Source organism: Corynebacterium flavescens (genome assembly GCF_008693105.1).
In the GTDB taxonomy this organism is placed as follows: Bacteria; Actinomycetota; Actinomycetes; order Mycobacteriales; family Mycobacteriaceae; genus Corynebacterium; species Corynebacterium flavescens.
This window is the reverse complement of record NZ_VXKK01000013.1, coordinates 59,973-85,014: the sequence shown is the minus strand read 5'-3', so window position 1 is coordinate 85,014 and position 25,042 is coordinate 59,973. Positions and strand designations below refer to the sequence as shown.

Here is a 25,042-nt window from a genome sequence, read left to right as displayed (position 1 = left end):
GCGCTAAAGCTCGAACTTATAGCCCAGGCCACGCACGGTGACGAGGTGGCGTGGACGGGAGGGCTCCTCCTCGATCTTGGAACGCAGACGCTTGACATGAACGTCGAGGGTCTTGGTGTCCCCGACGTAGTCCGCACCCCAGATGCGATCGATGAGCTGGCCGCGCGTGAGTACTCGGCCGATGTTGCGCAGTAAGTATTCCAGTAGGTCGAATTCTTTGAGGGGCATTGCCACTGGGGCACCCGCGACGATGACGGTATGGCGTTCGACGTCCATGCGCACGCGCCCGCCCTCGAGAATCTGGTCATCAAAGTCCGCATCCGCGTGATCCCCGGAGGAATCCTGCCCGCGGCGCAGCACCGCGCGGATACGGGCGATGAGTTCGCGCGAAGAATAGGGCTTGGTCACGTAGTCATCCGCGCCGAGCTCGAGGCCTACGACCTTGTCAATCTCCGAGTCGCGCGCGGTAACCATAATGACGGGAACAGAAGATACTGCCCGCAGCTGCTTGCACACATCGGTGCCGGACATGCCCGGAAGCATGAGGTCGAGCAAGACAATGTCGATGTCATTGCGCGCGAACTCCTCCAGGGCGGTGGGGCCATCATTGGCGACAACCGTTTCGAAGCCTTCCTTGCGGAGGAGAAACGCAAGCGGATCCGCCAGCGACTCTTCATCTTCGACGATGAGGATAGTGGTCATTATGCTTTATCCTTTCGACGTGCTGCGGCGCGCACAACCGCGCGCGGCAACCCTGAAGCTGCGGACTTAACAGCTCCCTCTTTGAGATTATCCTGTTTCCCGGCAGACTCCGCCGGCTTTTCTTCTTTATAAATGGGCAGCTCAATGGTGAACGTAGAACCTGTGCCCGGACGCGACCACAACTTAATATTGCCGCCATGATTGGCCACCACGTGCTTTACAATTGCCAATCCTAGGCCAGTGCCACCCGTCTGCCGCGAGCGGGCCTTGTCTACGCGGAAGAAGCGCTCGAACACGCGTTTCTGATCCTCAGGGGCGATGCCGATGCCGCGATCAGTCACCCGGACGAGCACCACTTCCCCGCCGACGACCTTCTGCGAAATAGACACCGACACCTCCTCTGGAGAGTAGTGGATGGCATTAGAAATAAGGTTGGAGATGGCGGTGACTAATAGAGAGCGATCCCCTAAGACCTTGACCCCTACTGCCTCCCCGCGCGTGAGCTCGATAGAGAAGGACTCCGCCATCAGCTGATTGCGGTTGATCGCCTCATCAACCACATCATCGATGCGCAAGGGCTCCATCTCAGGCAGCGCCTCCGCTCCCTGCAGCTTGGACAAGGAGATGAGCTCGCTGACCATCTCTCCCAAGCGCGTGGCTTCCTTTTGCACCCGAGAGCCGAAGTACTCAACGTGCTCGGGGTCCCCCGTATCCTGCAAAAGAGCCTCCGCCAAAAGCGCGATGCCGCCCACAGGGGTCTTGAGTTCATGAGAGACGTTGGCCACGAAGTCTCGGCGCGCCGACTCCATGCGCACGGATTCCGACTCATCGGTGCCGTAGATGATGACGAAGCGGTCATCATTGAGACTGAGCGGCTTGATAACAGCCTGCACCTGCGTCACGCGGTGCCCAGTGCGGCGCTTGGGGATGGCGATGTCGAGGGTACGGGTTTCCATATCCTCAAAGACCTCACCGGCCACGGACCAAATATTGGGGTTGACGGAGCGATCATGGACAATGGCCATCTCATGGGCAGAAGTGTTGGACAAGAGGACCTCTTTATCCCGCGACAACACCGCCACGCCAGTGGGCGAGCCCTGCACCGCTAGGTGCAAGACTTGGCTGAGCGTATTGACCTGGTTGGCATCCGTATCGGCGGATTGGCGGTAGCGCTGAATGCGGGCACGCACACGCGCGTATAGCGGAATGGCGAGACCGCATACGGCCACGCCTGCCAGGAAAGCGAGAAGAATTTCCAATTGCCCTGCCTCAAAACGAAAGAATCCCCAGGGAGTATATGCCCACCCCGGGGATCTTCGCAGTCTAACTAGTGCGTTAGCTGACGCACACAAGGCGACGCGGCAGACGCTGAGCCGCCTGCACGCGGCGCGTTACTGTGCTTATTTTGCGCCTTGGGCAGCCACTGCGGCGGCGCCAGCTGCGGCAGCCTCCGGATCCAGGTAGGTGCCGCCGGGGTTGACCACTCCACCCTCAGGTGTGATCTCATAGAGCAGCGGAATGCCGGTAGGAATGTTGAGACCCGCAATGTCCTCATCGGAGATGCCGTCGAGGTGCTTGACCAGCGCGCGCAGGGAGTTGCCGTGCGCGGCGATGAGGACGACCTCACCCTTCTTTGCACGAGGCAGGATTTCTTCCTCGAAGTAGGGGACGAAGCGCTCGACGACGTCCTTGAGGCACTCGGTGCGCGGCACGTGCGGCAGGTCAGCGTAGCGCGGGTCTCCGGCCTGGCTGTACTCAGCGCCATCCTCGAGCTCGGGTGGCGGGGTGCCATAAGAACGGCGCCAAGCCATGAACTGCTCTTCGCCGTACTTTTCCTTGGTTTCTGCCTTGTTGAGACCCTGGAGCGCACCGTAGTGACGCTCGTTGAGACGCCAGTCACGCACGACGGGAATCCAGAGGCGATCAGCAGCGTCGAGGGAGATGTTCGCGGTGCGGATGGCACGGCGCAGCAACGAGGTATAAACCACCTCGGGCAGGATTCCCTGCTCCTTGAGCAGCTCGCCGCCGTGCTTTGCCTCGGCCTCACCCTTGGCGGTGAGATCGACGTCTACCCAGCCGGTGAATTGGTTGGACTCGTTCCACTGTGATTGACCATGACGAAGGAGAATTAGCTTTCCGTTACTCATAGCCACCAGCATGCCATGAACTGAAAGAAAGTTCCGAGAGATTGGGGCGGGACTCACATTTCGTGCTCGTCCTAGCGCCGAAGTAATCGCGCAACCTGTGATCTTCGCGGGAGGATTAAGCGCCAGCCGCGTGCCGCTGATGACAATCGGGGACCTCGATCGCCAGCGCCTGCTGGTAGATGTCCCGCAATAAGCTAGCCGACGCCGCCCAGCTAAAGCGGGCCGCGTGGTGGACTGCCGCCTCCCCCATGGCGATGCGGGTGTCATCGTCATCAAGGAGCCGCGCGAGTGCATCCGCCCAGGCCGCAGCGGAGTGTCCCTCGACCAACTCACCGGTTTCACCCTCGGCCACAGCTATGGGCAGCCCGCCCACGCGCGCGGCCACGACCGGGGTGCCAGAAGCCTGTGCCTCAAGGGCCACTAGGCCGAAGGACTCGTTATAGCTGGGAACAGCCACGATGTCGGCGGCGCGATAAATCGAGACCAGCTCCTCTGGGGGGCGCGGCTGTAAGAAACGCACGTGACAGGACATGCCTAGCTCCCGCACCAAGGCGTGGTAGCTCTCGGAGCTGGCATCGGCGCCCGAGGGACCGCCGCAGATGATGACGCGCAGGTTGCGCTCGGGATCACGGCGAAAGAGCTCTGCGGCGGCCCGAATCAACACGTCCGGCCCCTTAAACTTTTGCAGGCGCCCAACAAAGGCGACGACCTTAGCGTGCAGGGGAATGCCCAGTTCGCGGCGGGAGCGCTCGGTATTGCGATCGCTGCCAGGTGTAAAGAGCTCGGTGTCAGCACCGGGAGATACCACCTGAATGTGTGAAGGATCGGCATCATAATGCCGGATGAGATCGCGAGCCTCCTGCTCAGTGTTGACCACGAGAACATCCGCGTTATCCACCAGCTGCTGCTCACAGATGCGGCGTGCTTCGGACTCCTGGGTATCATCCCCGCTGCGGTATTGGTTCTTAACTGCCGCCAGGGTGTGCGCTGTGTGCACGAGTGGCAGTCCCCACAGATCCCTCAACAGCCACCCCACCTGGCCGGAGAGCCAATAGTGCGAGTGGATGAGATCGTAGTGCAGCCCATGGCACTTAACAAATTGCACCAAGCCGCCGGTGAAGGCGACCATTTGTGTGGGGAGCTCTTCCTTACTCAACCCCTCATAGGGCCCGGCCACGATATTGATAACGCGCAGGCGCGGCTCGACCTCCACGATTTCGCCCTGGCTGGGACGAGTGGCGCGCGTATAGATATCGACGTCAACTCCTTGGCGCGCCAATTGGCGGGCCACGTTGATGACATAGACATTCATGCCCCCCGCATCCCCCGAGCCTGGTTGTTCAATGGGAGAGGTGTGCATGGAGATCATGGCGATGCGCATAGCGCCCTATCCTAGCGGCGGTATACTGGCCGGTGCTAAACCTCCGTACCCGAAAGGTCATTCATGTCGGCAGTTGATTCCAAAGCTTGGCTCCAGTTTTATCCGGAATGGACGCCGCATTCTCTTGATTATGGGGAAACCACGCTGCTCGATGTCTATGACAACAACTTGGCCATCAACCCAGATAAGCCAGCCACCTACTTCTTTGGCCGGACCCAGACCTTTAGTGATCTAGACCGCCAGGTGCGTCGCGCCGCGGCGGGCCTGCGGGCCTTCGGCGTGCGCCCTGGGGATCGCGTCGCCATCGTCGCCCCCAACTGCCCGCAGTACGTTGCGGCCTTTTATGCCATCTTGAAGTTGGGCGCGGTCGCAGTCTTGCACAATCCCCTCTACACCGCACACGAGTTAGAGGGTTTGTTCAAAGATCACGGCGCACGCATCGCCATTGCCTGGGATAAAACAGCCTCCACCTTAGAGAAGCTGCGCGGAAGCACCGATCTGGAGACGGTGATCTCCATCAACATGATCGATGCTATGCCCACCGCCCAGCGCTTGGCGCTGCGCCTCCCTTTCCTTAAATCCACCCGCGAGCAGCTTTCAGGTGAGGCCCCCAATACAGTGCCCTGGGACACCCTTATTGGGGATGCGATTGGCGGGGACGGCAAGGATCTGAAGAATCCACCGGAAGTCACCAAAGACACCATCGCGGTTATCATGTACACCTCGGGCACCACTGGCCAGCCCAAGGGCGCACAGCTCTCCCACGGGAACTTCTTCGCCGTCATTCTCCAGGGCAAGAACTGGGTTCCGGGCTTGGGAGATCGTCCCGAGCGCATGCTCGCTGCCCTGCCTTTCTTCCACGCTTATGGCCTGACCATGAACGTGGTCTTGCAGCCCCTCATCGGTGGCGAACTCGTGATCATTCCGAAGCCGGATATTGCCCTCATCATGAAGCTGATGAAGAAGCACACCCCGACCTGGATCCCCGGCGTTCCTACCCTCTATCAGCGCATCGTGGAGGCCGCGGAGAAGGACGGCGTGGACATCAAGGGCGTGCGCGCGGCCTTTTCCGGCGCCTCGACCCTGCCCGTGGACACCGTAGAAAAGTGGGAAAAGTACACAGGAGGGCTGCTCGTGGAGGGCTATGGCCTCACTGAGTGCTCCCCCATCATCGTGGGCAACCCCATGACCACCGATCGCCGTCCTGGATACGTGGGTATCCCCTTCCCCGACACCGAGGTCCGCATAGCCAACCCGGATAACCTGGATGAGACGCAGCCGGATGGCACCGCTGGCGAGGTCCTCGCCCGCGGTCACCAGGTATTCAAGGGCTATCTCAATAACCCAGAAGCCACCGCTGCGGCCTTCCACAATGGCTGGTTCCGAACTGGGGACATGGGCATCATGGACTCGGATGGATTCATCCGCTTGGTCAGCCGCATCAAGGAAATCATCATCACTGGCGGCTTCAACGTCTACCCCGGCGAGGTCGAGGAAGTTCTGCGCACGCACCCCTCCATCGATGATGTGGCCGTCGTCGGGCGCCCGCGCCCGGATGGTTCGGAGGACGTCGTCGCCTGCATCGATCTCAGCGACGGTGCGGCGCTGGACCCAGAGGGCCTGAAGGACTTCTGCCGCGAGCGCCTCACCCGCTACAAGGTGCCGCGCACCTTCTACCACTTCCAGGAACTGCCCAAGGATCAAATGGGCAAGATTCGGCGCCGCGAGGTGCAGGCCGCGTTGCTCGAGCGACTCGCCGCTGAGGAAAAACACTAGCTCGAACCAAGGGGTGTGAGAAGCGGCCGTCTCTCAACCCCTAAAGCTAGAAAGTGGTCAAACTCACATCAGGCAGATATTGTTGACGCCTAAGTACTTAGTACTGAAGCGCTTAGTACTAAGCAGCAAAAACACTTATTAGTGCACCTGCCAACAAAAGGAGACCTTCCCATCATGTCCGCTTATGAGACAAAGGCCTGGCTGCAGCAATACGCGGAGTGGACCCCTGCCACTCTCGACTACGGCGACCTCACTCTGGTCGACATGTATAACGAGAACCTCTCCCAACACGCCGCCTGGCCCGCCACCTGGTTCTTCGGCCGTACCCAAACCTACAAAGATCTCGACGCTCAGGTCCGAGCGGCAGCCGCAGGGCTCAAGGCCTTCGGCATCCGCCCCGGTGACCGCGTGGCTATCGCCCTGCCCAACTGCCCGCAGCATATCGCGGCCTTTTATGCGATCTTGAAGCTGGGAGCGACCGTCGTCGAACACAACCCGCTCTACACCGCCCATGAGCTCGAGGAGCTATTCCAGGACCACAAGGCACGAGTGGCCATTGTCTGGGACAACGCCTCCGAGGTCTTCGAGGAGCTGCGGGAGACCACCTCTCTTGAAACCATCGTCTCCGTCAACATGACCGAGGCCATGCCGCGCGCACAACAGCTGCTGCTGCGCATCCCCCTGCCCCCCATCACCGAGAAGCGCAACCAGCTGACCTCCCCAGCCCCCAACACCGTGCCCTGGAGCACGCTTATCGGCTCGGCCATCGGTGGGGATGGCTCTAACCTCCGGGATGACGGCTCCTTAAGCCCCGAGAGCCTCGCGGTCATCCTCTATACCTCCGGCACCACCGGCAAGCCCAAGGGCGCAGAGCTCACGCACGGCAACATCGCCTCCAACGTCAAGATGGGCGAGGCCTGGGTCCCCGGCCTTGGCAAGAAGCCCGAGCGCATGTTGGCAGCTTTGCCGATGTTCCACGCCTATGGCCTCACTCTTATCGCCGCACTAGGCGTCTATATCGGTGGCGAACTCGTCCTCACCCCGGCGCCGAAGATCCCGCTCATCATGGACATCATGAAGAAGCACACTCCTACCTGGCTGCCAGGAGTCCCCACCCTATACTCCAAGATCATTGCCGCCGCGCGGGAGAAGAATATCAGCATCTCCGGCATCAACAATGCGCTCTCCGGAGCTGCAGCGCTGCCCACGGAGACGGTCGAGGAATGGGAGAACCTCACCAGGGGTCTGCTCGTCGAAGGCTATGGCCTCACCGAGACCTCGCCGGTTCTGACCGGCAACCCCATGAATAAGAATCGGCGCCCCGGATACATCGGTCTCCCCTTCCCCGATACAGACATTCGCATCGGCAACCCGGAGAACCTCGACGAGACTCAGCCTGATGGCACCCCGGGCGAGTTGCTCGCGCGCGGACCCCAGGTCTTCCGCGGCTACTTCAATAACCCGCAGGCCACCGCGGAGTCCTTTCACGATGGTTGGTACCGCACCGGGGACATGGCTGTCATGGAGCCGGACGGATTCATCAAGATCGTCTCCCGCATCAAGGAAATGGTCATCACCGGCGGATTTAACGTCTATCCCGCCGAGGTGGAGGAGACCCTGCTCGCTCACCCCGACGTTGTTGACGCCGCCGTCGTCGGGCAGCCGCGTTCGGATGGTTCGGAGGACGTCGTCGCCTGCCTCGTGTTGCGTGACGGCGCGGCGCTCGATCCCGAGGGCATGAAGGAATTCGCCCGCACGCGCCTGACCCGGTACAAGGTGCCGCGCACCTTCTACCACTTCGAGGAATTGGCCAAGGATCAGCTGGGCAAGATTAGGCGCCGCGAGGTGCAAGAACAGCTCCTTGAGCTGCTCAAGAAGAACGGGAATTAAAGCCGCGGCTAAGGCCCTGACTGTCCCTGCGCGCTGGCGGGTCCCTCTCCTGCCAGCGCGCATCCGAGAATCGACAGTGATTTTTCCTCCTCAGAAAAAACATGAGAAAAAGCTCACATTTGATAAGTCGGAACCCTAAACCTACGTGGCAGTAGGCTACCGTGGCGTGAATGTGTTTACTTCCTGCCCGGAAACTAAGCACTCTTCCTTTATGAAACACCGAGGACAAAAGAGGGACAATGTCTTTGACTCCGTTGCATTCTTTGCACAACCCCGCAATTCTTTTCGCCGGCCAAGGCTCGCGCTGGCAGGAGGCCATCTCCTTGGCCGGCCAGGCGCCTGCCACCGCCCAAAAGCTGCGCGAACTCTTAAGCGAAGTCCGCGCCGCCACCGGGCCGGCCGCTAGACTCATCGCCTCCACCTGCCCCGGCGCCATTGAGCGCCTCGAAGAACTCATTTCAGCTGGCGCCGAGGGCACTAACGGGGCCGAAGGGGCCTCCGCCAAGCCCGCAGACATAGATGTCTACCCCGCCGTTTCCATCCCTGGAATCGTGCTGGGACAGATCGCAGCCATCGACCACCTCCGCAGCCTCGGGCTCGACCCGAAGGAAGCCATCGGGCATTCGCAGGGCATCCTCGGCGTTGCGGCGCTCGAGGATCAGAAGCAAGCCCTCACCATCGCCGTGTTGATGGGCACCGCAGCCTCCGCACAGGAGGGATCCGATTCCCGCTCGCACATGCTCTCCATCCGCGGCATCGACCGCCCGTTCATCGAGCAAGCGCTGCGCGGGGATGCCACCATCGCCGTCATCAACGGCCGCCGCCACTTTGTCATCTCCGGCGCCCCCGAGAGCCTCGAGTCCACTCGCACGGCACTCCAAGGCGCCGTTGACGCATTCAACGACAGCCTTGAGAACCGCACCATCGGTGGCGACGAGATCCTCGCCGTCTTCGACGAGCTGCCCGTGGCCCTGCCCTTCCACCACCCCAGCCTGCGCCCCGCAGCTGCACGTACCGCGCAGCTCGCGCAGGAATGCGGCGTCGATAGTTCCACGGCGCAGCGCTTGGCCGAGGCCATCCTTGTCGAGCCGCACGATTGGCCGGCCGCCGTCGCCTCCCTCGAGGCCGACAGCCTCGTCTTCCTGGATGCGGGCCTAGCAAAGCTCACCGCCCCGCTGGTCAATGGCACCGGCAAGGTCTCCGTGCTCGCCGCCACCCCGCAGCAGCGCGACGGCCTGGCCACCCCGGGCAACTCCCTGCCCAAGGCTGTCAACTACGCCGACTTCGCCCCGCGCCTGGTCCGCTTGCCTGATGGTCAGACCTACACGCAGACCCGCTTCTCCGATCTCACGGGCCTGTCCCCCATCATGCTCGGCGGCATGACGCCGACCTCTGCGGACGGCGAGATCGTGGCCGCAGCGGCCAACGCCGGCTACTGGACCGAGATGGCCGGCGGCGGCATGTACTCGGACGAGGTATTCAACCACCACCGTCAGGTCATGGAGTCCCTGTTGAAGCCGGGTCGCACCGCGCAGTTCAACACCATGTTCTTCGACCGCTTCCTGTGGAACCTGCAGTTCGGCCAGGCCCGCATCGTGCCCAAGGCCCGTGCGGCCGGCGCCTCCTTCAACGGCGTGTGCATCTCCGCCGGCATCCCTGAGGTTGAGGAGGCGACCGAGCTCATCGCGCAGCTGCACTCCGATGGCTTCCCCTACATCACCTTCAAGCCTGGCACTGCCAAGCAGATCCGCGATGCACTAAAGATCGCCGCGGCCAACCCGCAGGACCAGATCGTTCTCCAGGTCGAGGACGGCCACGCCGGCGGTCACCACTCCTGGGTCAACCTCGATGACATGCTCCTCGAGACCTACGCCGAGGTGCGCAATCACCCCAACGCCCTTCTGGCAGTCGGCGGCGGCATCTACTCGCCCGAGCGCGCCGCGACCTACCTGACCGGTTCCTGGTCCCAGAAGTATGACCTGCCCGCCATGCCTGTCGACGCCGTCTTTATCGGCACCGTAGCCATGGCCACCAAGGAGGCCAAGGCCACCGACTCGGTCAAGGATCTGCTGGTCAACACCCCCGGCGTCAAGCTCGAGGACAACGACGGCTGGGTCGGCCGCGGCACCGGAACGCACGGTGTGGCCTCCTCCCAGTCCCACCTGCTGGCGGATATCCACGACCTGGATAACTCCTTCGCGCAGGCCTCGCGCCTCATCACCTCGCTGCCTTTGGAGGACTACCAGGAGCGCCGCGATGACATCATCGCCGCCCTGGCCAAGACCTCTAAGCCCTACTTCGGCGACGTCGAGTCCATGACCTACGCGCAGTGGCTCGAGCGCTTCGTGGAGCTTGCTTATCCCTTCGTCGATCCCACCTGGGATGACCGCTTCTTCGATCTGCTCCACCGCATCGAGGCCCGCCTCAACGACGCCGATCACGGCCAGATTGAGACCCTCTTCCCGGAGATCTCCGAAGTCCACGACGCCCCGGCAGCCACCGCCAAGCTCGTGGCCGCCTACCCGCAGGCCACAACCACCACCGTCATCCCCCGCGATGCCGCATGGTGGATTTCCCTACACTACAAGCACGTCAAGCCCATGCCGTGGGTTCCCGCCATCGACGGCGACCTCAAGGTGTGGTTTGGCAAGGACACCCTGTGGCAGGCCCAGGACGAGCGCTACAGCGCCGACGAGGTCCGTATCATTCCTGGCCCAGTAGCCGTGGCAGGCATCACCAAGAAGAACGAGCCGGTCGCCGATCTGCTCGCCCGCTTCGAATCCGCCGCCACCGAGACCCTGGCACAAGACCACGAGGCCACCGAGATCTTCAGCCGCCTCGAGTCCGCCACCAGCGCCGCTGAGTTCATCAAGGCCGCGCCGACGATTGTCTGGCACGGCCACCTCATGGCCAACCCCGCTCACGAGATGAGCCCGGAGGCCTACGAGCTGGGTCAGGATGACCAGGGCAACTGGGAGATCCGCATCAACTCGGATTCCTACTGGGACGATCTCCCCTCCGAGCAGCGCCCCTTCTACGTCAAACAGGTCACCGTCCCTCTCGACCTGCCCGCAGACGTGGCCACCGGCGGCTCGCCCGTTGTCTCCGAGGAGCGCCTGCCCGCCTCCGTCTTCGCCCTCCTCGAGGGCTTGGCCGGCGTGGGCTCCATCTCTGAGCAGGGTGACGAAATCACCGAGATGCCGCGCATCGAGCCCGGTAGCGAATCCGCTGACGCTCCCTTCGGCGTGGCTCATTACTCCTTCACCCTGCCGGCTTCCCTGCTGCAGGCACACACCAACGTCACCGGCGCCGCGCTCGGCTCCGTCAAGCCAGGCACTCCCGACGTGCTCGTCGGCCCTTGCTGGCCGGCCATCTACACGGCTCTCGGCTCCGGCAAGCTGGCGGACGGCTACCCCGTCATCGAGGGCCTGCTCAACGCCGTGCACCTCGATCACCTGGTGGACCTGCGCATTCCGCTAGACGAGCTGGCAAATGGCCGCACCATCGACGTGACCTCCAAGTGCACCTCCATCGACGAGTCCGTCTCTGGGCGCATCGTCACCGTCGAGCTGGAGCTGCGCGATCATGATTCCCAGGAAATCGTGGCCACCCAGATGCAGCGCTTCGCCATCCGCGGCCGCGCCACCGGCACCGATATGCCAGTTCCTGCCCCTGAGTGGGGCGGCGGCGAGCTTTCCGCACAGGTCACTGCCACCCCGCGCTCCTTCGTGGACCGCGCCGTGGTCACCGCCCCGCAGGACATGACGCCCTTCGCGCTGGTTTCGGGCGACTACAACCCCATCCACACCTCTTATAACGCGGCGCAGCTGGTTAACCTTAAGGCCCCGCTCGTGCACGGCATGTGGCTCTCCGCCACCGCCGAGCACCTCGCAGGCAAGCACGGCACCGTCACCGGCTGGACCTACTCCATGTACGGCATGGTTCAGCTCGATGACGAGGTGGAAATCACCGTCGAGCGCGTCGGCCGCGCCGGCATCCACGCCGCCCTCGAGGTCACCTGCCGCATCAACGGCGAGGTAGTCTCCCGCGGCCAGGCTCTCCTGGCGCAGCCCCGCACCGCCTATGTTTATCCGGGCCAGGGCATCCAGTCCGAGGGAATGGGCCGCGGCGACCGCGATGCCTCCCCGGCTGCCCGCGAGATCTGGCGCCGCGCCGATCAGCACACCCGCACCGCGCTGGGCTTTAGTATCCAGCAGGTCATCGATGACAACCCCACCGAGGTCACCGTCCGCGGCACGACCTTCAAGCACCCCCAGGGCGTGCTGCACCTGACGCAGTTCACCCAGGTTGCCCTCGCAGTGGTCGCCTACGCGCAGACCGAGCGCCTGCGCGAGGCTAATGCCCTCGCCGCTGGCTCGATGTACGCCGGCCACTCCTTGGGCGAGTACACCGCACTGGCTTCCCTGGCCAACATCTTCGACCTTGAAGCCGTCATCGACATTGTCTACTCCCGCGGTTCCGCCATGGGCACCCTCGTGCCGCGCGACGCAGAGGGCAATTCCGATTACGCCATGGCCGCCCTGCGTCCGAACATGATCGGGGTGTCCTCCGATGAGGTTGACGGCTACGTCGACGGCATCGCGACAGAGACCGGCGAGTTCCTCGAGATCGTCAACTACAACATCCGTGGTCAGCAGTACTCCATTGCTGGCACCAAGGCTGGCCTGCGCGAGCTGGTCAAGCGCGCCAACTCCATCCGCGAGCGCGCCGCCGTCATGGTTCCGGGCATCGACGTGCCCTTCCACTCCCGCGTGCTACGTGATGGCGTCCCCGCCTTCGCCGCAAAGCTCGACGAGTTGCTGCCCGCCGAGCTTGACCTCGACGCCCTCGTTGGCCGCTACGTGCCCAACCTCGTGGCCCGTCCTTTCGAGCTCACCCAGGAGTTCGTCGACCTCGTCGCGCCGCTCGCTCCTTCCGGGCGCCTCGATGGCCTCGATGCCTCCAGCCTGAGCGATCAGGAGCTGGCTCGCCTGCTGCTCATCGAACTGCTCTCCTGGCAGTTCGCTTCCCCAGTGCGCTGGATTGAGACCCAGGAACTGCTCTTTGAAAAGGTGGACCAGATTATCGAGGTCGGCCTCGCTTCTGCTCCTACCCTGACCAACCTGGCCAAGCGCTCCATGGCCGTGGCCGGCGTGGACCTGTCTGTCTACAACGTCGAGCGCGACCAAGACCAGGTCATGCTCGAAGACGTCCAGGCCGCTCCCGCCGCACCGGAAGCCGCTGAGGATGCGGCGGACACCGCCGAGGCGGCATCGCCAAGCGCAGCCGCAGCGCAGCCCGCCGCAGCTCCCGCTCAGCCTGCCGCAGCCCCCGCTGCGACACCCGCACCCGCTGCTGGAGCCTCCAGCGGCGCCGACGCGCCCGAGCTCAAGTTCGGCGCAGCACAGGCCATCATGGTGCTCTTCGCCTTCCAGAACAAGATCCGTGTCGATCAGATCAATGATTCTGACACCGTCGAGGAGCTGACCAACGGCGTCTCCTCGCGCCGTAACCAGCTGCTCATGGATATGTCCGCAGAAATCGGCGTGCCTGCCATCGATGGCGCCGCCGACGCGGACGTGGCTTCCCTGCGCGAGAAGGTTTCCACCGCTGCACCTGGCTACACGCCCTTTGGCGGCGTCCTCGGCGAGGCCATCTCGGCCCGCCTGCGCCAGCTGCTCGGCGCGGCCGGCCTCAAGCCCGCCTTCGTTGCCGAGCGCGTCACCGGCGCCTGGAGCCTGCCTGCATCGTGGGTCCCTCACGTCGAGGCTGAGATCCTCTTGGGCTCGCGCGAGGAGGATTCCGTCCGTGGCGGTAGCCTGAGCACCGTGCCGACTTCGGCGACCTCGAAGGCCGCGGCCAACGATCTGGTCGACGCCGCCATCGCGGCCGTTGCAGCCGCCCATGGCACCTCGGTGTCCATGTCCTCCGGTTCTTCCGCAGGCGGCGGCGTGGTTGATTCCGCGGCGCTGGACGCCTATGCCGATACCGTCACCGGCGAGAATGGCGTGCTGGCTACCGCCGCCCGCCAGGTCCTTGATCAGCTGGGCTACCTCCCGGAGCCTGCGGAGGCCATCGTCCCCGATAACTCCGCCATCGAGACTGTCGAGGCCGAGTTGGGCACCGGCTGGCTCAAGCTGGTTTCCCCGACCTTCGACGCTGCCAAGGCAGTGCTTTTCGACGACTCCTGGGCCACCGCCCGCGAGAAGCTCGCCCGCCTCGCCCTGGGTCAGGACACCTATGACGCCGCCGAGTTCCGTGGCGCCGGCGCTACCGTCGCCGCCCAGGCTCGTTGGTGGGCCAAGAACGGCGGCCAGGGAGATCTCGCGACCGTCGCCGCCGAGGCCGAGTCCGACTTCAACGGCGAGTTCCGTGGCGAGGTGGCCCTGGTCACCGGCGCGGCTCCTGGGTCCATCGCCACCGCCCTGGTCGAGCGCTTGCTCGAGGCCGGCGCGACTGTCGTCATGACCGCCTCGCGGGTCACCCAGGCACGCAAGGAGTTTGCCCGCAAGCTCTACGCCGCACACGGCGCGCAGGGCTCTGCTCTGTGGCTGGTTCCGGCCAACCTCTCGAGCTACCGCGACGTCGATGCCCTCATCGACTGGATCGGCACCGAGCAGCGCGAGTCCGTGGGCAACGAGGTCAAGATACTCAAGCCCGCGCTCACCCCGACCGTGGCCTACCCCTTCGCGGCTCCTTCGGTCTCCGGCTCGCTTGCCGACGCCGGCTCCGCCACCGAAAACCAGGCCCGCCTGCTGCTGTGGTCGCTCGAGCGCACCATCGCCGGGCTCTCCCGCCTGGCACAGGAAGCCGTTGATACCCGTTGCCACATCGTCTTGCCTGGTTCCCCCAACCGCGGCACCTTCGGCGGCGACGGCGCCTATGGCGAGGTCAAGGCTGCTCTCGACGCCATCTTGAACAAGTGGCATGTCGAGGCTGGCTGGCCCGCAGGCGTTACCTTGGCCCAGGCCAAGATTGGTTGGGTTGCCGGCACGCACCTCATGGGCGGCAACGACGTGCTCGTCCCGGCCGCGCAGGCCGCAGGCATTCACGTGTGGTCCCCGGAGGAAATCTCCTCCGAGCTCATCGGTCTCGCCAGCCCGTCTTCGCGCGCTGCTGCCGAGAAGTCCCCAGTTGAGGCCGACCTCACCGGCGGCCTCGAGGGAGTCTCGCTGACCGCGCTGGCCGCACAGACCCAGGCGGATCAGGCCGGGGCCGGCGCAGGCGCCGAAGCTGCCACGGCCGCGGATTCTGCGGCCCCCGCCACCATCTCCGCCCTGCCTAACCCGCCGCGCGCTGAGCAGCCGGGCTTTGGCCCGGATGAAAAGATCTCCGAGGTCACCACCGACCTCGATGACATGGTCGTCATCGCCGGTATCGGCGAGGTCAGCTCCTGGGGCTCGGGACGCACCCGCTTCGAGGCCGAGTATGGCCTCCAGCACGATGGTGCCGTGGAACTGACCGCGGCTGGCGTGCTGGAGCTGGCCTGGATGACCGGCCTCATCACGTGGGCCGAGGATCCGCACCCGGGCTGGTTCGACGCCGAGGGCACCGAAGTCGCCGAGGAGGACATCTACGATCGCTTCCGCGACGAGGTCGTCGCCCGCGCCGGCATCCGCACGCTGAGCGATAAGTTCCACCTCGTGGACCAGGGCTCCATCGACCTGACCACCGTCTTCCTCGACCGCGACATCACCTTCACCGTGGCCTCCGAGGGCGAGGCCCGCGACATCGAGGTAGCAGATCCCGAGTTCACCACGGTGCGCGAGGTTGACGGCGAGTGGGAGGTCACCCGCCTGAAGGGCGCTACCGCCAAGGTTCCGCGCAAGGCCACCTTGACCCGCACCGTTGCAGCCCAGATGCCGGATAACTTCGACGCCGCCAAGTGGGGCATCCCCGAGCACATGCTCGATTCCCTCGACCGCATGGCCGTGTGGAACCTGGTTACCGCCATCGATGCCTTCACCCAGGCAGGCTTCTCCCCGGCGGAGCTTCTGCGCTCCATTCACCCGGCGCAGGTTGCCACCACCCAGGGCACGGGCATCGGCGGCATGGAATCTCTCTACAAGGTCTTCGTCACCCGCTTCCTGGGCGAGGAGCGCCCGAGCGACATCCTGCAGGAATCTCTGCCGAACGTCATCGCAGCGCACACGATGCAGTCCTTGGTCGGCGGCTATGGCTCGATGATTCACCCCATCGGCGCCTGCGCTACCGCTGCTGTGTCCATTGAGGAGGGCGTCGACAAGATTGCGCTCGGCAAGGCCGACGTGGTCATCGCCGGCGGTATCGACGATGTCCAGGTAGAGTCCCTCACCGGCTTCGGCGACATGAACGCGACCGCTGAGACCGCCGCGATGACCGCCAAGGGCATCGATGAGCGCTTCATCTCCCGCGCCAACGACCGTCGCCGCGGCGGCTTCCTCGAGGGCGAGGGCGGCGGCACCGTCCTGCTCGTGCGTGGTTCTGTCGCTGCGGACATGGGTCTGCCGGTGCTGGCAGTTGTCGCACACGCCGCCTCCTATGGCGACGGCGCGCACACCTCCATTCCGGCCCCTGGTCTCGGTGCCCTCGGCGCCGGGCGCGGCCGCACCAACTCGCGCTTGGCGAAGTCCCTGCGCGGCTTGGGGCTGCACCCCAACGACGTCAGCGTGCTCTCCAAGCACGACACCTCGACCAACGCCAACGACCCGAACGAGTCCGAGCTGCACTCGATTCTGTGGCCCGCCATCGGACGCGACGCCGACGAGCCTATGTTCGTCATCTCGCAGAAGACGCTGACCGGCCACTCCAAGGGCGGCGCGGCACTCTTCCAGACCGGTGGCCTGGTGGATGTATTCCGCACCGGAATCGTCCCGCCGAACGTGGCGCTGGACTGCGTGGATCCGCTCATCGAGCCCAAGGCACGCAACCTGGTCTGGCTGCGTTCTGCACTGTCGGTGGGCACCGTGCGTGCGGCCGCTTTGACCTCGCTTGGCTTCGGTCACGTCGGCGCCTTGGTGGTCTACGCTCACCCGGGTGTCTTCGAGACCGCCGTCGCCCAGCAGCGCGGGGCCGACGCCGCTACCCAGTGGCGCGCCCGCGCCGAGGAGCGCCTAGCCGCCGGGCACACCCACTTCGAGAACGGCATGCTCGGCCGTGAGCCTCTCTTCGAAGTCATCGAGGGCCGCCGCCTTCCCGAGGGCGGCACTGGTGAGATTCCGGGCTATGGCACCGTCTCCGCAGCCAAGGCCGCCGAGGTCGCGCTGCTGCTCGACGAGTCCGTTCGCCTCGACGAATCAGGCGTGTTCCCGCGCGTCTAGTACCGCCCAGGAAGATCTGAAGAACTAAGGCCTAGCCCCGAACCTTAAGAGTGTGCGGGGCTAGGCCTTATCTTTTTCCGCCTTGTTTTCTTCCGCCTGCGTGCGGATCTGCTCGCCTTTGTCCTCGAGGCGCTGCTGGGTCTGAGCCTGCGCGAGTGCTGCCTCATCCGAGCGCGGAGGCGCCTGAATGTGGCGCTGGGACTCCAATCCCCGCTGCAGCTCTTTGGCGCGCAGCACCTCCGCGTCGATCTTGAGGCCCACGATGAGCGCGGTATTGGTTATCCACACCGCCACCAGGACCGCGAGCACCACGCTCAGCGCCCCATAAGCGTTGAGGCCCGCGAAGTACTGCAGGTAGAGGCCAATGAGCCACCACACCGCCACCGTAGCCACCAGCGCGAGCACGGATCCCAAAGAGAACCACCGGAATCGCTGGGGCCTAACATTCGGCGCGAAGTGATAGAGCACCGCGATAAGCGCGAGGACTAAAAGGACGCTTAAGGGCAGGCGCAGCCAGTCCCAGACCGGCAAGAATATCCGCAGCATGAAGTCCAAGGTGTCCTCCAGCCCCAAGGGCCCAGCTATGGGCCCCAGAATCCCGCTGATGACCGTGTCCCGCGCGAGGTTGGCAAAGACCAGCGTCACGGCGCCGAGAACCAGGACCACCGTGAGCACCCACATCATGCCCCAGGCGCGGATGAGGCCGCGGCCCTCCACCCTTCCGTAGACCATGTTGGCCGTGCGCGAGAAGGCACGCACATAAGCCGAAGCGGAGAACAAGGAGATCAAGACCGACAAGACCAGCGCTATCGTCCCCTGCGCACTCGAGCCGATGATCGTGCCCACTAAGTCGCTGGCCTGCTGGGTGGTCTGGGCGGGGAGATACTCCACGATGAACTCCTGCGTTATCTCCTCCACCTGTGCCCGCCTGCTGGCAAAGACCAAGGTGGCTATGGAGTAGGCGGCCAACACCGTCGGTGCAAAAGCCATAAGCGTGAAGTAGGTCAGCGTCGCGCCTCTGTCCAGAAAGCCTTCGAAGAAGAAGTCATTCCATGTGCGCCGGAGCACCAGCGCCCAGCTCTTAGATCCCAGGCGGTTGCCGCGGCCGAGGGGGCTTTCATATTCGTCGCGGGAATCGACGCCGATGGTTTCCACGCCGCGGGGTGGCAAGATCCTATCCGGCTGCCTGTCCGGCTTTTCCTGCGAGTTCATCCTGCCAGCCTAAGCAGCACCGCTCCTCCGCGCCCTCGCGGACACTCCGGGCCAGCGCCAATGGTTATCAGAGCTTTATCCCCGCGACTTTAATTATGGCGCCAGCTAAGCCAAGCACACTAGGCTGTCCTCCATGACGAAACGCAGCAACGTGGAATCCTTCGAACTCGATCACCGCCTTGTCGCCGCGCCCTATGTGCGCGTTGCCGGCCGCCAGGACCTTGGCGATGGAACGGAAATCATCAAATATGACCTGCGCTTTTGCCAGCCCAACGAGGAGCATCTCGACATGCCTACGGTGCACTCCATCGAACACATGATGGCCAATTTCATGCGCAACTACACCGACAAGCTCATCGGTTTCGCCCCCATGGGCTGCCAGACCGGCTTCTACGCCATCACCAACGGCCTCGAGCAAGACGAGCTTATCGAAGTCCTCACTAAGTCCCTGGGCGATATCCTCACCGCCACCGAAGTTCCGGCGGCCAACGTCACGCAGTGCGGCTGGGGAGCCAACCACAGCCTCGAAGGCGCGCAGGCCGCCGTGCGTGACTACCTCGCCCACAAGGACGAGTGGCTCGAGGTCATGCGCTAGGGACTTCGCGGCCCCCGCGTCTCGTTCACGGTAAATAGTGCCCTGGGCACTTTTGGCCGCTATGTGCAGCGAACGCGCCCTTGGGACACGCACACGCCTAGAGCGCCAGGCCCAGCCAGACGGGCTCGGGAACAAGCTCAACGCCGAAGGCCGCACGCACCCCATCGCGGATGTCGCGGGCAAGGGCCACGATGTCCTCGGCGCGGGCTTCGCCGCGGTTGCTCAAGGCCAGCGTGTGCTTGGTCGACAAGGTCGCGCGCCCCTGCCCCGGGTAGCCCTTGGGGAAACCTGCCTTTTCAATGAGCCAGGCAGCCGAGAGCTTCTCGCCCTTGGCCACCGCGTGGCGCGGCATTGTCTCAGCCACGGCGTCCCCGTGGGTGGTGCGCACGCGTGCACAGACGGCTTCGGCAAGCGCGGGATCAACGATGGGGTTAGTGAAGAAGGAACCGGCAGACCACGTGTCGTGGTCCTGCGGGTCTAAGACCATTCCCTTGCCGTGGCGCAGGCGCAGGACCTCCTCGCGGACCTCGGCAACGCGGCGCCGCTCACCGGGCTGCTGGGTGAGCTGCCCAAAACGCAGGGGCTTGGATAGGCCATCGGTGCTCAGCTGCAACTCGATCTCAAGGACCAACGCGCGGTGGGTGAACTTGAGGTTGGAGTAGCGATAGTCCAGGTCCAGGTCGGCGGCGGGCACCCATTCGTCGACGTGGGCCCGCCTGTCGTAGAGGCGCACCCGGGTAAGCACGTCAGAGATTTCCGCACCATAAGCGCCCACGTTTTGTACCGGCACCGCCCCTGCCGAGCCGGGGATTCCGGAGAGACATTCGATGCCGCCCAATCCAGCGTCCACGGATGCCGCGACCACGCGGTCCCACTCGGCCCCCGCCCCGGCGCGCACGAGGCCTGACCCCGCGTCGACGTTGATATCGCCGAACTCGAGCAAAAGCGCCACCACGTCCACTGCGCCATCGCGCACCAGCAGGTTGGAGCCGCCGCCGACGATGACGAGAGGTACCGAGGCGTCGTCGACAAGCTGGGTGGCAGCCACGGCCGCCTCCGGGTTCGAGCAACGCACCAATACCTGGGGTTTCCCGCCCACCCGCAGGGTGGTCAAGGAGGCAAAGTCGGTGTCATAGTCGAGGGTGATCCCCTCGACCGCTGCCAGCTGCTGGGTCAAGAATTCTTCTAACACCCCTACCAAGGTAGTCTGTTACGCATGTCAACCCGTAGCGAAAACACCGTAACTATCAATCAGCCCATCGAGAAGGTGCACAAGGCACTGCTCAGCGAGGGCTATTGGGAATACATCGTAGCCAACCTCTCCCCGGACCCCGGCGAGGTGCACGATTTCACGGATAACACCGCGATCCTCTACGAGGTATTGCCCACCACTTTGCTGCCCGAGGCCGTGCGCGCCATGGTCTCGCAGGACCTCAAGGTCAAGCGCGTCATCACCGTCGGTGCCCTCGAGGGCAACGCTGCCGACGTCACCTACACCGCAGACGTGAAGGGAACCCCCGTCGACTTCAAGGGCGAGATTTCCCTGACCGGTGAGGGCGACACCACCACCTTGTCCTACATCAACGAGGTCTCGGTGAACATCCCCCTCATGGGTGCCGCCATCGAGCCGAAGGTGGGCGAGGCTCTGGGCGAGCTCTTCACCAACGAAGGCAACCTTGCCGATCAGTGGATCTCCGCTAACCTCTAGTCCTTCCTCGGGTTAAAACCATGGCCGACCATGCACATAATCTGCGCGCCAGCGCGGGTGCGGGTCGGCCTTTTGGCGTCATCACCCGCGGGTGCGTTAGCGCATGGCGCGTCAATTGCTTGGCGAAGTCGGGCTACCCGTCCACCCAGTTCGCCGTCGGCTCCGCGATAACACGCTCACCGTAGACTGGGAGCTCGTCGCCCCGCACCTGTGAACCCGACTATGATTTTCGTGCCTGACTAGCCTTGGGGGACAACATAGACCACACTATTAGCCATGGCTTCTCAAGACTCCGCTTCTAAGGCGTGGAAAATCTTTGTCGGCGTGCTCGTCGGCCTCCTTCTTATCCTGCTCATCGCCGAATTTGGCCTGCGCTGGTACATGGGAAGGCAGATGACCTCCCAGTTTATGGAAACCACCCAGGCCGAGGGCCTCGAGGTGACAGAAAAGCCCAGCGTCAGCTTCGGTGCCAGCCCGCTTACCCTTGGCATGCTGGGCGGCAAGATCTCGCAGATGAACATGAGCACTCCCTCCACCCTGCAGATTGAGGGCACGGAGGTGAAGGGCCAGCCCGCCGCCGACATCGAGCTGCGCGATCTCAGCGTCGCCTCCGCGCCGGTGGCCGGCCAGATGCGTGCGACCACCACACTCCCGGATGACTTCCTCCTCGCCACCTTCCAAAAGAGCATCGCGGAACAATCCGACAATGCCACCTTGGGCAACATGGTGATCACCTCGATCACCACGAACGCGGAAGACAACACTATCGACGTCGAGTTCGGCGGAGGGCTCGCCAGCCTCGCCCTCGAGCCCAGCGCGAACAACGGCGTACTCGACATCGCCACCCGCAAAGCAGCAGTATTCGGAATGAACCTTCCTGATCAGGCCACCGCTGCCCTCTCAGATTCCTTGCGCGAGGGGGTACAAGAGCAGTTCGTGGGCAGCCAGCTGCACGTCGACGCCGTCGAGGTAGGAAGCGGGGAGCTAAAGCTCACCGTCGCCGGCACGAACGTCCCCTTAAAGGAGCTCAGCTCCGCGGTCTCCACCGCCCCCGGTGAGACTAACGCGGCCTAGCCGGAGTGGCCGACGCGGCCCTAGCCGGAGAAGTCGAAGTCCACAGTAGGCAGCGCCGACCTCACGCCCTGAGCGGGCTTCGCAGGCGCTGCCGAATCCGTGGGCTCTGCTTTTTCCCGCTTGGCGTGGTGCAGAACGATGCGCTGAAATCCTGCGAACTCGGCCGCGTCCACCGCGGCTTGGTTCGTGGCAATGAGCGCCAGCTTAACCGGCTGCGGGCAAGCCTCCCGCACGGCGACAAGCTCTGAAAGCAACTCATTTGAGTCCTCCAGCTGCGGATCTACCGCCAACCAAATCTCTGTAGCACCCGTATAGACCGCCAAGCGCGCCTCCGAGGCCTTGATGAGGCTGTGGTGCCTGCCGGTGGGATAGCCCGCCACCGAGATCACCTCGTGGGCTTTTCCGCTCAAGGCGGCGGCAACGTGGGTCGGTGAGACCACCACGCTGTTGCCCTCTGCCTGCGCACGGACCTGCTCAGAAGTGGACTCCAAAAGATTGAGGTATTCCATGTTAGGCTGCCACTGCTTTTAGTAGCTGTAATCGCCGTTGATGATGGCACGCAGCTGCGGCCGCACATCAAACCAGTAAATCCCGGTCACCACTGCGCCGATCCAAGGGATGAAGGGCAGGGGCAGCATCATGCCCACTGCGGACGCTGCCAAGAAGCCCACCCAGGACCACTTGTTTTTACGGTCGCCGGCGCGGAAGGCATCCTCGCGCGTCGAGGCGGCGAGCACCGCCCCGATCACGGCGAAGATGGAAAGTGCCATGAACACCCAGTACTGCAGGTTGTTCATGATGAGAATCAGAATGTCCATTTACTCTTACTTTGTCGGATCAGTGTGGTCAGTGTGGTCAGTGTGGTCAGGATGGTCGGTGTGGTCAGTTTCGATGACTTCGCCTTCGAGGATCTCCTCCGCCGGGGAAGCGGATCCATCAGCAGCGGTGCCGTCGGTCTTGCTCGGATTGCCGGTCTTGGCACTAGGGCCGTCCGGAGTGGCGTTGCCCTCCGCGCGCTGGCTACGTTCCTTGGCGGACTTATAGGCCTCGCTGACCCCCTCGCGAGTTTCATTATAGGCGGTATTGATCTTGCCTTTCGCGTCTGCGAAGGCTTCCGAGGTCCGGGTTGCCTCTGCGGCCGCTTTGAGTGTGGCTCCCAAGTCCTTGGCGGTGCTCGAAACCTTGTCGAAGACGTTGTCCGAAGAGTTTCCTGTGCCCTCGCCTGCAGGCTTATCCTCTGCCTGCTTTGCCCGGTCGGCCTTGAGGTGGCCCCCGAACTCTTTGGCTACCTCGAAGGCGGAGCTGCCCGCCTCTTTGAGGGAATCTGTCAGGGATTTCTTGTCAGTCATGTCAGGTACTTCTTTCTACTCGGGGACGGGTAGTGCACTGCCTAGACTGCTAGAGCCCAAACAGTAGATGGTTGCCAGTGTAGATAGCTAAGCCGGCGAGTGCGCCGACAACGGTGCCGTTGAGGCGAATGAACTGCAGGTCCTTGCCCACCATGAGCTCTATCTTTTCGCTCGCCTCGCTGGCATCCCAGCGCTTGATGGTCTCAGAAATGATCCCGGTGACCTCGCCGGAGTAGTTCTCGGCGAAGAAGGCCACCGCAGAGGTAAGGCGACGATCCAGGCTCTCCCGCAGCTCCGGATCCTCTTGAATATTCTTTCCCCAGCGCAGGCACAATTGCTCAATTTTGGAGCGCAACATCGACTCCGGGTCCTCGGATTGCTCGATGATGGCTTGCGCGGCCGCCGCCCACAACGCCGCCGCCGCACCGCGCATGGCTGTTGATCCCATGACGTCGGCCTTTAAGGACTCCACCCGCGCAATCATCTCTGGGTCTTGCTGGAGATCCTGCGCCAGCTGCGAAAGGGTACGGCGAATGGCGTTGCGGGCATCGTGGTTCTTGTCTGCCTTGACCTCAGCCGTCCAGTTGACCAACTCACGGTAGACTTTCTCCCCGACGAGACTGCGTGCGAAACGTGGGGCCCAGTGCGGCATACGTTCGTCGATAAGCGTGACGATGTCATCTTCCATCGTCAGAATCTTGCGATGGCCCCAGTCGATGACCTCATCGACCACCGGCTCGAGCTTGCCCTCCTGGATGAGGCCAGACAGGAGTCTTCCCGCCGGCGGCCCCCACTCGGGCTCCGCGAGGCGATCGATGAGCTGGGATTGAATGAGCGCCTCCGCCTCTTTCGGGTCCAACGCTCGCACAGCGTTAGCCGTCAAGCGGCCCAGCTCATGCGATACCCGCGCCGCATTCTTGTCCTGAGCCAGCCAGTGCCCGGCCTTCTCCGGCAGGTTTGCCTGCGAGACCTTCTCTGTGATGAGCTCCGCGTTGAGGAAGTTCTCCCCCACAAAGCCGCTGAGAGATTCCCCGATCTGATCCTTCTTATTGGGAATGAGCGCAGTGTGCGGAATGGGCAGGCCAAGCGGGCGACGGAAGATAGCGGTCACCGCGAACCAGTCCGCCAGACCACCCACCATGCCGGCCTCGGCCGCAGCACGCACGTAGCCGACCCACACGGGTGCTCCCCCTGGCTGATTCTGCCACGAAGAGCAACCTAAGAAGATAGCCGCTGCGACGAGCAACAGAGCGGTAACGAAGAACTTATAGCGCCTTAAGGCACGCCGACGCTCGGCCTCCACCTCAGGGCTCGGCCCCGGAACTGAACGGCGCGAAGCAATGGACTCGGTCATGTAAAATACTTTCCCTTAAAGCTAGACGAAACCCCCGCGCCATATTACGGCAGCGGGGGTCAATGAAGATAAGAAGAGTAGGACTCTCAGATACTAGTTTGAACGACCAGTTTCTTTCCGGTACTGACGGTAATAGCGACGACCGTAGTAGACGGAAGCGACAGCGGCCACGGAAAGGATGACGAGCACAATGGCACCACCGATGGTGAAGGCCATGGGGTTGTTGCGGCTAGCCGTTCCATAGTGGAAGGTGTGGGTGCCCAGACCCCAGATCACGATGCCTGCGGCCGGCAGGAGGGAAAGGATGAGACCCATTCCTACCCAGGTGGAAACCCGCAGCAGGGAGGAGTGCGGTGCGGCGAATGACACGGGGTCATAGCCTTCGATGTAGGTATCCTGCACCTTGCCGGAGAACTCCGGGTAGGTCTCACTCGCGTGATCAGCAACTGCATGGGTGTTATCGCTCATGGCTGAATCTCTCTCCCAATCCTTGTACTTCTGGTGTTCCTAGCATTCATCTTAAGAACTCTTCTTAAGTATTCTTCTCAATACCTA

17 protein-coding genes are annotated in these 25,042 nt (G+C 63.4%); 6 read left to right on the top strand and 11 right to left on the bottom strand.

Features of this window, described 5'->3' with window-relative positions; all coding sequences use genetic code 11:
• Positions 1-3: 3 nt before the first annotated feature.
• The 4 genes from F4V60_RS01655 to mshA form a co-directional block, all read right to left on the bottom strand.
• Positions 4-702 carry a response regulator transcription factor gene (locus F4V60_RS01655; RefSeq protein ID WP_075729040.1) on the bottom strand — a complete coding sequence of 233 codons (699 nt, stop codon included), beginning with the start codon at positions 700-702 and terminating at the stop codon, positions 4-6.
• Entirely contained in the window at positions 702-1,961 is a 1,260-nt protein-coding gene (locus F4V60_RS01650) for a sensor histidine kinase (protein WP_075729039.1), read from the bottom strand. Before F4V60_RS01650 ends, F4V60_RS01655 begins: the two co-directional genes overlap by 1 nt.
• 141 nt (positions 1,962-2,102) lie before the next feature.
• Entirely contained in the window at positions 2,103-2,849 is a 747-nt protein-coding gene (locus tag F4V60_RS01640) for a phosphoglyceromutase (protein ID WP_075729038.1), read from the bottom strand.
• A gap of 115 nt (positions 2,850-2,964) precedes the next feature.
• A complete protein-coding gene (gene mshA, locus F4V60_RS01635; RefSeq protein WP_075729037.1) occupies positions 2,965-4,230 on the bottom strand; it encodes a D-inositol-3-phosphate glycosyltransferase in 1,266 nt (421 codons plus the stop codon).
• Between the two features lie 63 nt (positions 4,231-4,293).
• On the opposite strand from mshA, the gene F4V60_RS01630 reads away from it, so the two are divergent.
• From F4V60_RS01630 to F4V60_RS01620, 3 genes are all read left to right on the top strand, one after another.
• Positions 4,294-6,006, top strand: a complete 1,713-nt coding sequence (locus tag F4V60_RS01630; RefSeq protein ID WP_075729036.1) for a long-chain-fatty-acid--CoA ligase — start codon at positions 4,294-4,296, stop codon at positions 6,004-6,006.
• Between the two features lie 174 nt (positions 6,007-6,180).
• A complete protein-coding gene (locus tag F4V60_RS01625) occupies positions 6,181-7,896 on the top strand; it encodes a long-chain-fatty-acid--CoA ligase (protein WP_075729035.1) in 1,716 nt (571 codons plus the stop codon).
• A gap of 239 nt (positions 7,897-8,135) precedes the next feature.
• The gene (locus F4V60_RS01620) at positions 8,136-17,195 is read left to right on the top strand and encodes a type I polyketide synthase (protein ID WP_075729034.1); all 9,060 of its coding nucleotides are present in this window, start codon (positions 8,136-8,138) and stop codon (positions 17,193-17,195) included.
• A 60-nt stretch (positions 17,196-17,255) separates the two neighbouring features.
• Here the strand turns inward: F4V60_RS01620 and F4V60_RS01615 are convergent, their stop codons facing one another.
• A complete protein-coding gene (locus tag F4V60_RS01615) occupies positions 17,256-18,407 on the bottom strand; it encodes a YihY/virulence factor BrkB family protein (RefSeq protein ID WP_075729033.1) in 1,152 nt (383 codons plus the stop codon).
• 133 nt (positions 18,408-18,540) lie between these two features.
• On the opposite strand from F4V60_RS01615, the gene F4V60_RS01610 reads away from it, so the two are divergent.
• Positions 18,541-19,002, top strand: coding sequence for an S-ribosylhomocysteine lyase (locus tag F4V60_RS01610; RefSeq protein WP_075729032.1), 462 nt, complete (start codon positions 18,541-18,543; stop codon positions 19,000-19,002).
• Between the two features lie 97 nt (positions 19,003-19,099).
• Here the strand turns inward: F4V60_RS01610 and F4V60_RS01605 are convergent, their stop codons facing one another.
• Positions 19,100-20,194, bottom strand: a complete 1,095-nt coding sequence (locus F4V60_RS01605) for a UDP-N-acetylmuramate dehydrogenase (RefSeq protein WP_075729031.1) — start codon at positions 20,192-20,194, stop codon at positions 19,100-19,102.
• Positions 20,195-20,218: 24 nt separating this feature from the next.
• Here F4V60_RS01605 and F4V60_RS01600 point away from each other — a divergent pair, with 24 nt between their 5' ends.
• Both F4V60_RS01600 and F4V60_RS01590 read left to right on the top strand, forming a co-directional pair.
• Entirely contained in the window at positions 20,219-20,710 is a 492-nt protein-coding gene (locus F4V60_RS01600) for a DUF2505 domain-containing protein (protein ID WP_075729030.1), read from the top strand.
• A gap of 276 nt (positions 20,711-20,986) precedes the next feature.
• A complete protein-coding gene (locus tag F4V60_RS01590; RefSeq protein ID WP_075729029.1) occupies positions 20,987-21,784 on the top strand; it encodes an LmeA family phospholipid-binding protein in 798 nt (265 codons plus the stop codon).
• 20 nt (positions 21,785-21,804) lie between these two features.
• Here the strand turns inward: F4V60_RS01590 and F4V60_RS01585 are convergent, their stop codons facing one another.
• The 5 genes from F4V60_RS01585 to F4V60_RS01565 form a co-directional block, all read right to left on the bottom strand.
• On the bottom strand, positions 21,805-22,293 hold the full coding sequence (locus tag F4V60_RS01585) for a hypothetical protein (RefSeq protein ID WP_075729028.1): 489 nt from the start codon (positions 22,291-22,293) through the stop codon (positions 21,805-21,807).
• A gap of 18 nt (positions 22,294-22,311) precedes the next feature.
• Positions 22,312-22,602: a DUF2516 family protein gene (locus tag F4V60_RS01580; protein ID WP_075729027.1), complete on the bottom strand. Its 291-nt coding sequence runs from the start codon at positions 22,600-22,602 to the stop codon at positions 22,312-22,314.
• 6 nt (positions 22,603-22,608) lie between these two features.
• Positions 22,609-23,133 carry a CGLAU_01105 family protein gene (locus F4V60_RS01575; RefSeq protein ID WP_075729026.1) on the bottom strand — a complete coding sequence of 175 codons (525 nt, stop codon included), beginning with the start codon at positions 23,131-23,133 and terminating at the stop codon, positions 22,609-22,611.
• Positions 23,134-23,182: 49 nt separating this feature from the next.
• A complete protein-coding gene (locus F4V60_RS01570) occupies positions 23,183-24,487 on the bottom strand; it encodes a DUF445 domain-containing protein (RefSeq protein WP_075729025.1) in 1,305 nt (434 codons plus the stop codon).
• A 93-nt stretch (positions 24,488-24,580) separates the two neighbouring features.
• Positions 24,581-24,955, bottom strand: coding sequence for a hypothetical protein (locus F4V60_RS01565; protein WP_075729024.1), 375 nt, complete (start codon positions 24,953-24,955; stop codon positions 24,581-24,583).
• Positions 24,956-25,042: the final 87 nt, after the last annotated feature.

Coding starts and splice junctions, on each gene's coding strand:
- F4V60_RS01655 (WP_075729040.1), bottom strand. CDS start 702: ATGACCACTATCCTCATCGTCGAAGATGAAGAGTCGCTGGCGGATCCG.
- F4V60_RS01640 (WP_075729038.1), bottom strand. CDS start 2,849: ATGAGTAACGGAAAGCTAATTCTCCTTCGTCATGGTCAATCACAGTGG.
- mshA (WP_075729037.1), bottom strand. CDS start 4,230: ATGCGCATCGCCATGATCTCCATGCACACCTCTCCCATTGAACAACCA.
- F4V60_RS01630 (WP_075729036.1), top strand. CDS start 4,294: ATGTCGGCAGTTGATTCCAAAGCTTGGCTCCAGTTTTATCCGGAATGG.
- F4V60_RS01625 (WP_075729035.1), top strand. CDS start 6,181: ATGTCCGCTTATGAGACAAAGGCCTGGCTGCAGCAATACGCGGAGTGG.
- F4V60_RS01620 (WP_075729034.1), top strand. CDS start 8,136: ATGTCTTTGACTCCGTTGCATTCTTTGCACAACCCCGCAATTCTTTTC.
- F4V60_RS01615 (WP_075729033.1), bottom strand. CDS start 18,407: ATGAACTCGCAGGAAAAGCCGGACAGGCAGCCGGATAGGATCTTGCCA.
- F4V60_RS01610 (WP_075729032.1), top strand. CDS start 18,541: ATGACGAAACGCAGCAACGTGGAATCCTTCGAACTCGATCACCGCCTT.
- F4V60_RS01600 (WP_075729030.1), top strand. CDS start 20,219: ATGTCAACCCGTAGCGAAAACACCGTAACTATCAATCAGCCCATCGAG.
- F4V60_RS01590 (WP_075729029.1), top strand. CDS start 20,987: ATGGCTTCTCAAGACTCCGCTTCTAAGGCGTGGAAAATCTTTGTCGGC.
- F4V60_RS01585 (WP_075729028.1), bottom strand. CDS start 22,293: ATGGAATACCTCAATCTTTTGGAGTCCACTTCTGAGCAGGTCCGTGCG.
- F4V60_RS01580 (WP_075729027.1), bottom strand. CDS start 22,602: ATGGACATTCTGATTCTCATCATGAACAACCTGCAGTACTGGGTGTTC.
- F4V60_RS01575 (WP_075729026.1), bottom strand. CDS start 23,133: ATGACTGACAAGAAATCCCTGACAGATTCCCTCAAAGAGGCGGGCAGC.
- F4V60_RS01570 (WP_075729025.1), bottom strand. CDS start 24,487: ATGACCGAGTCCATTGCTTCGCGCCGTTCAGTTCCGGGGCCGAGCCCT.
- F4V60_RS01565 (WP_075729024.1), bottom strand. CDS start 24,955: ATGAGCGATAACACCCATGCAGTTGCTGATCACGCGAGTGAGACCTAC.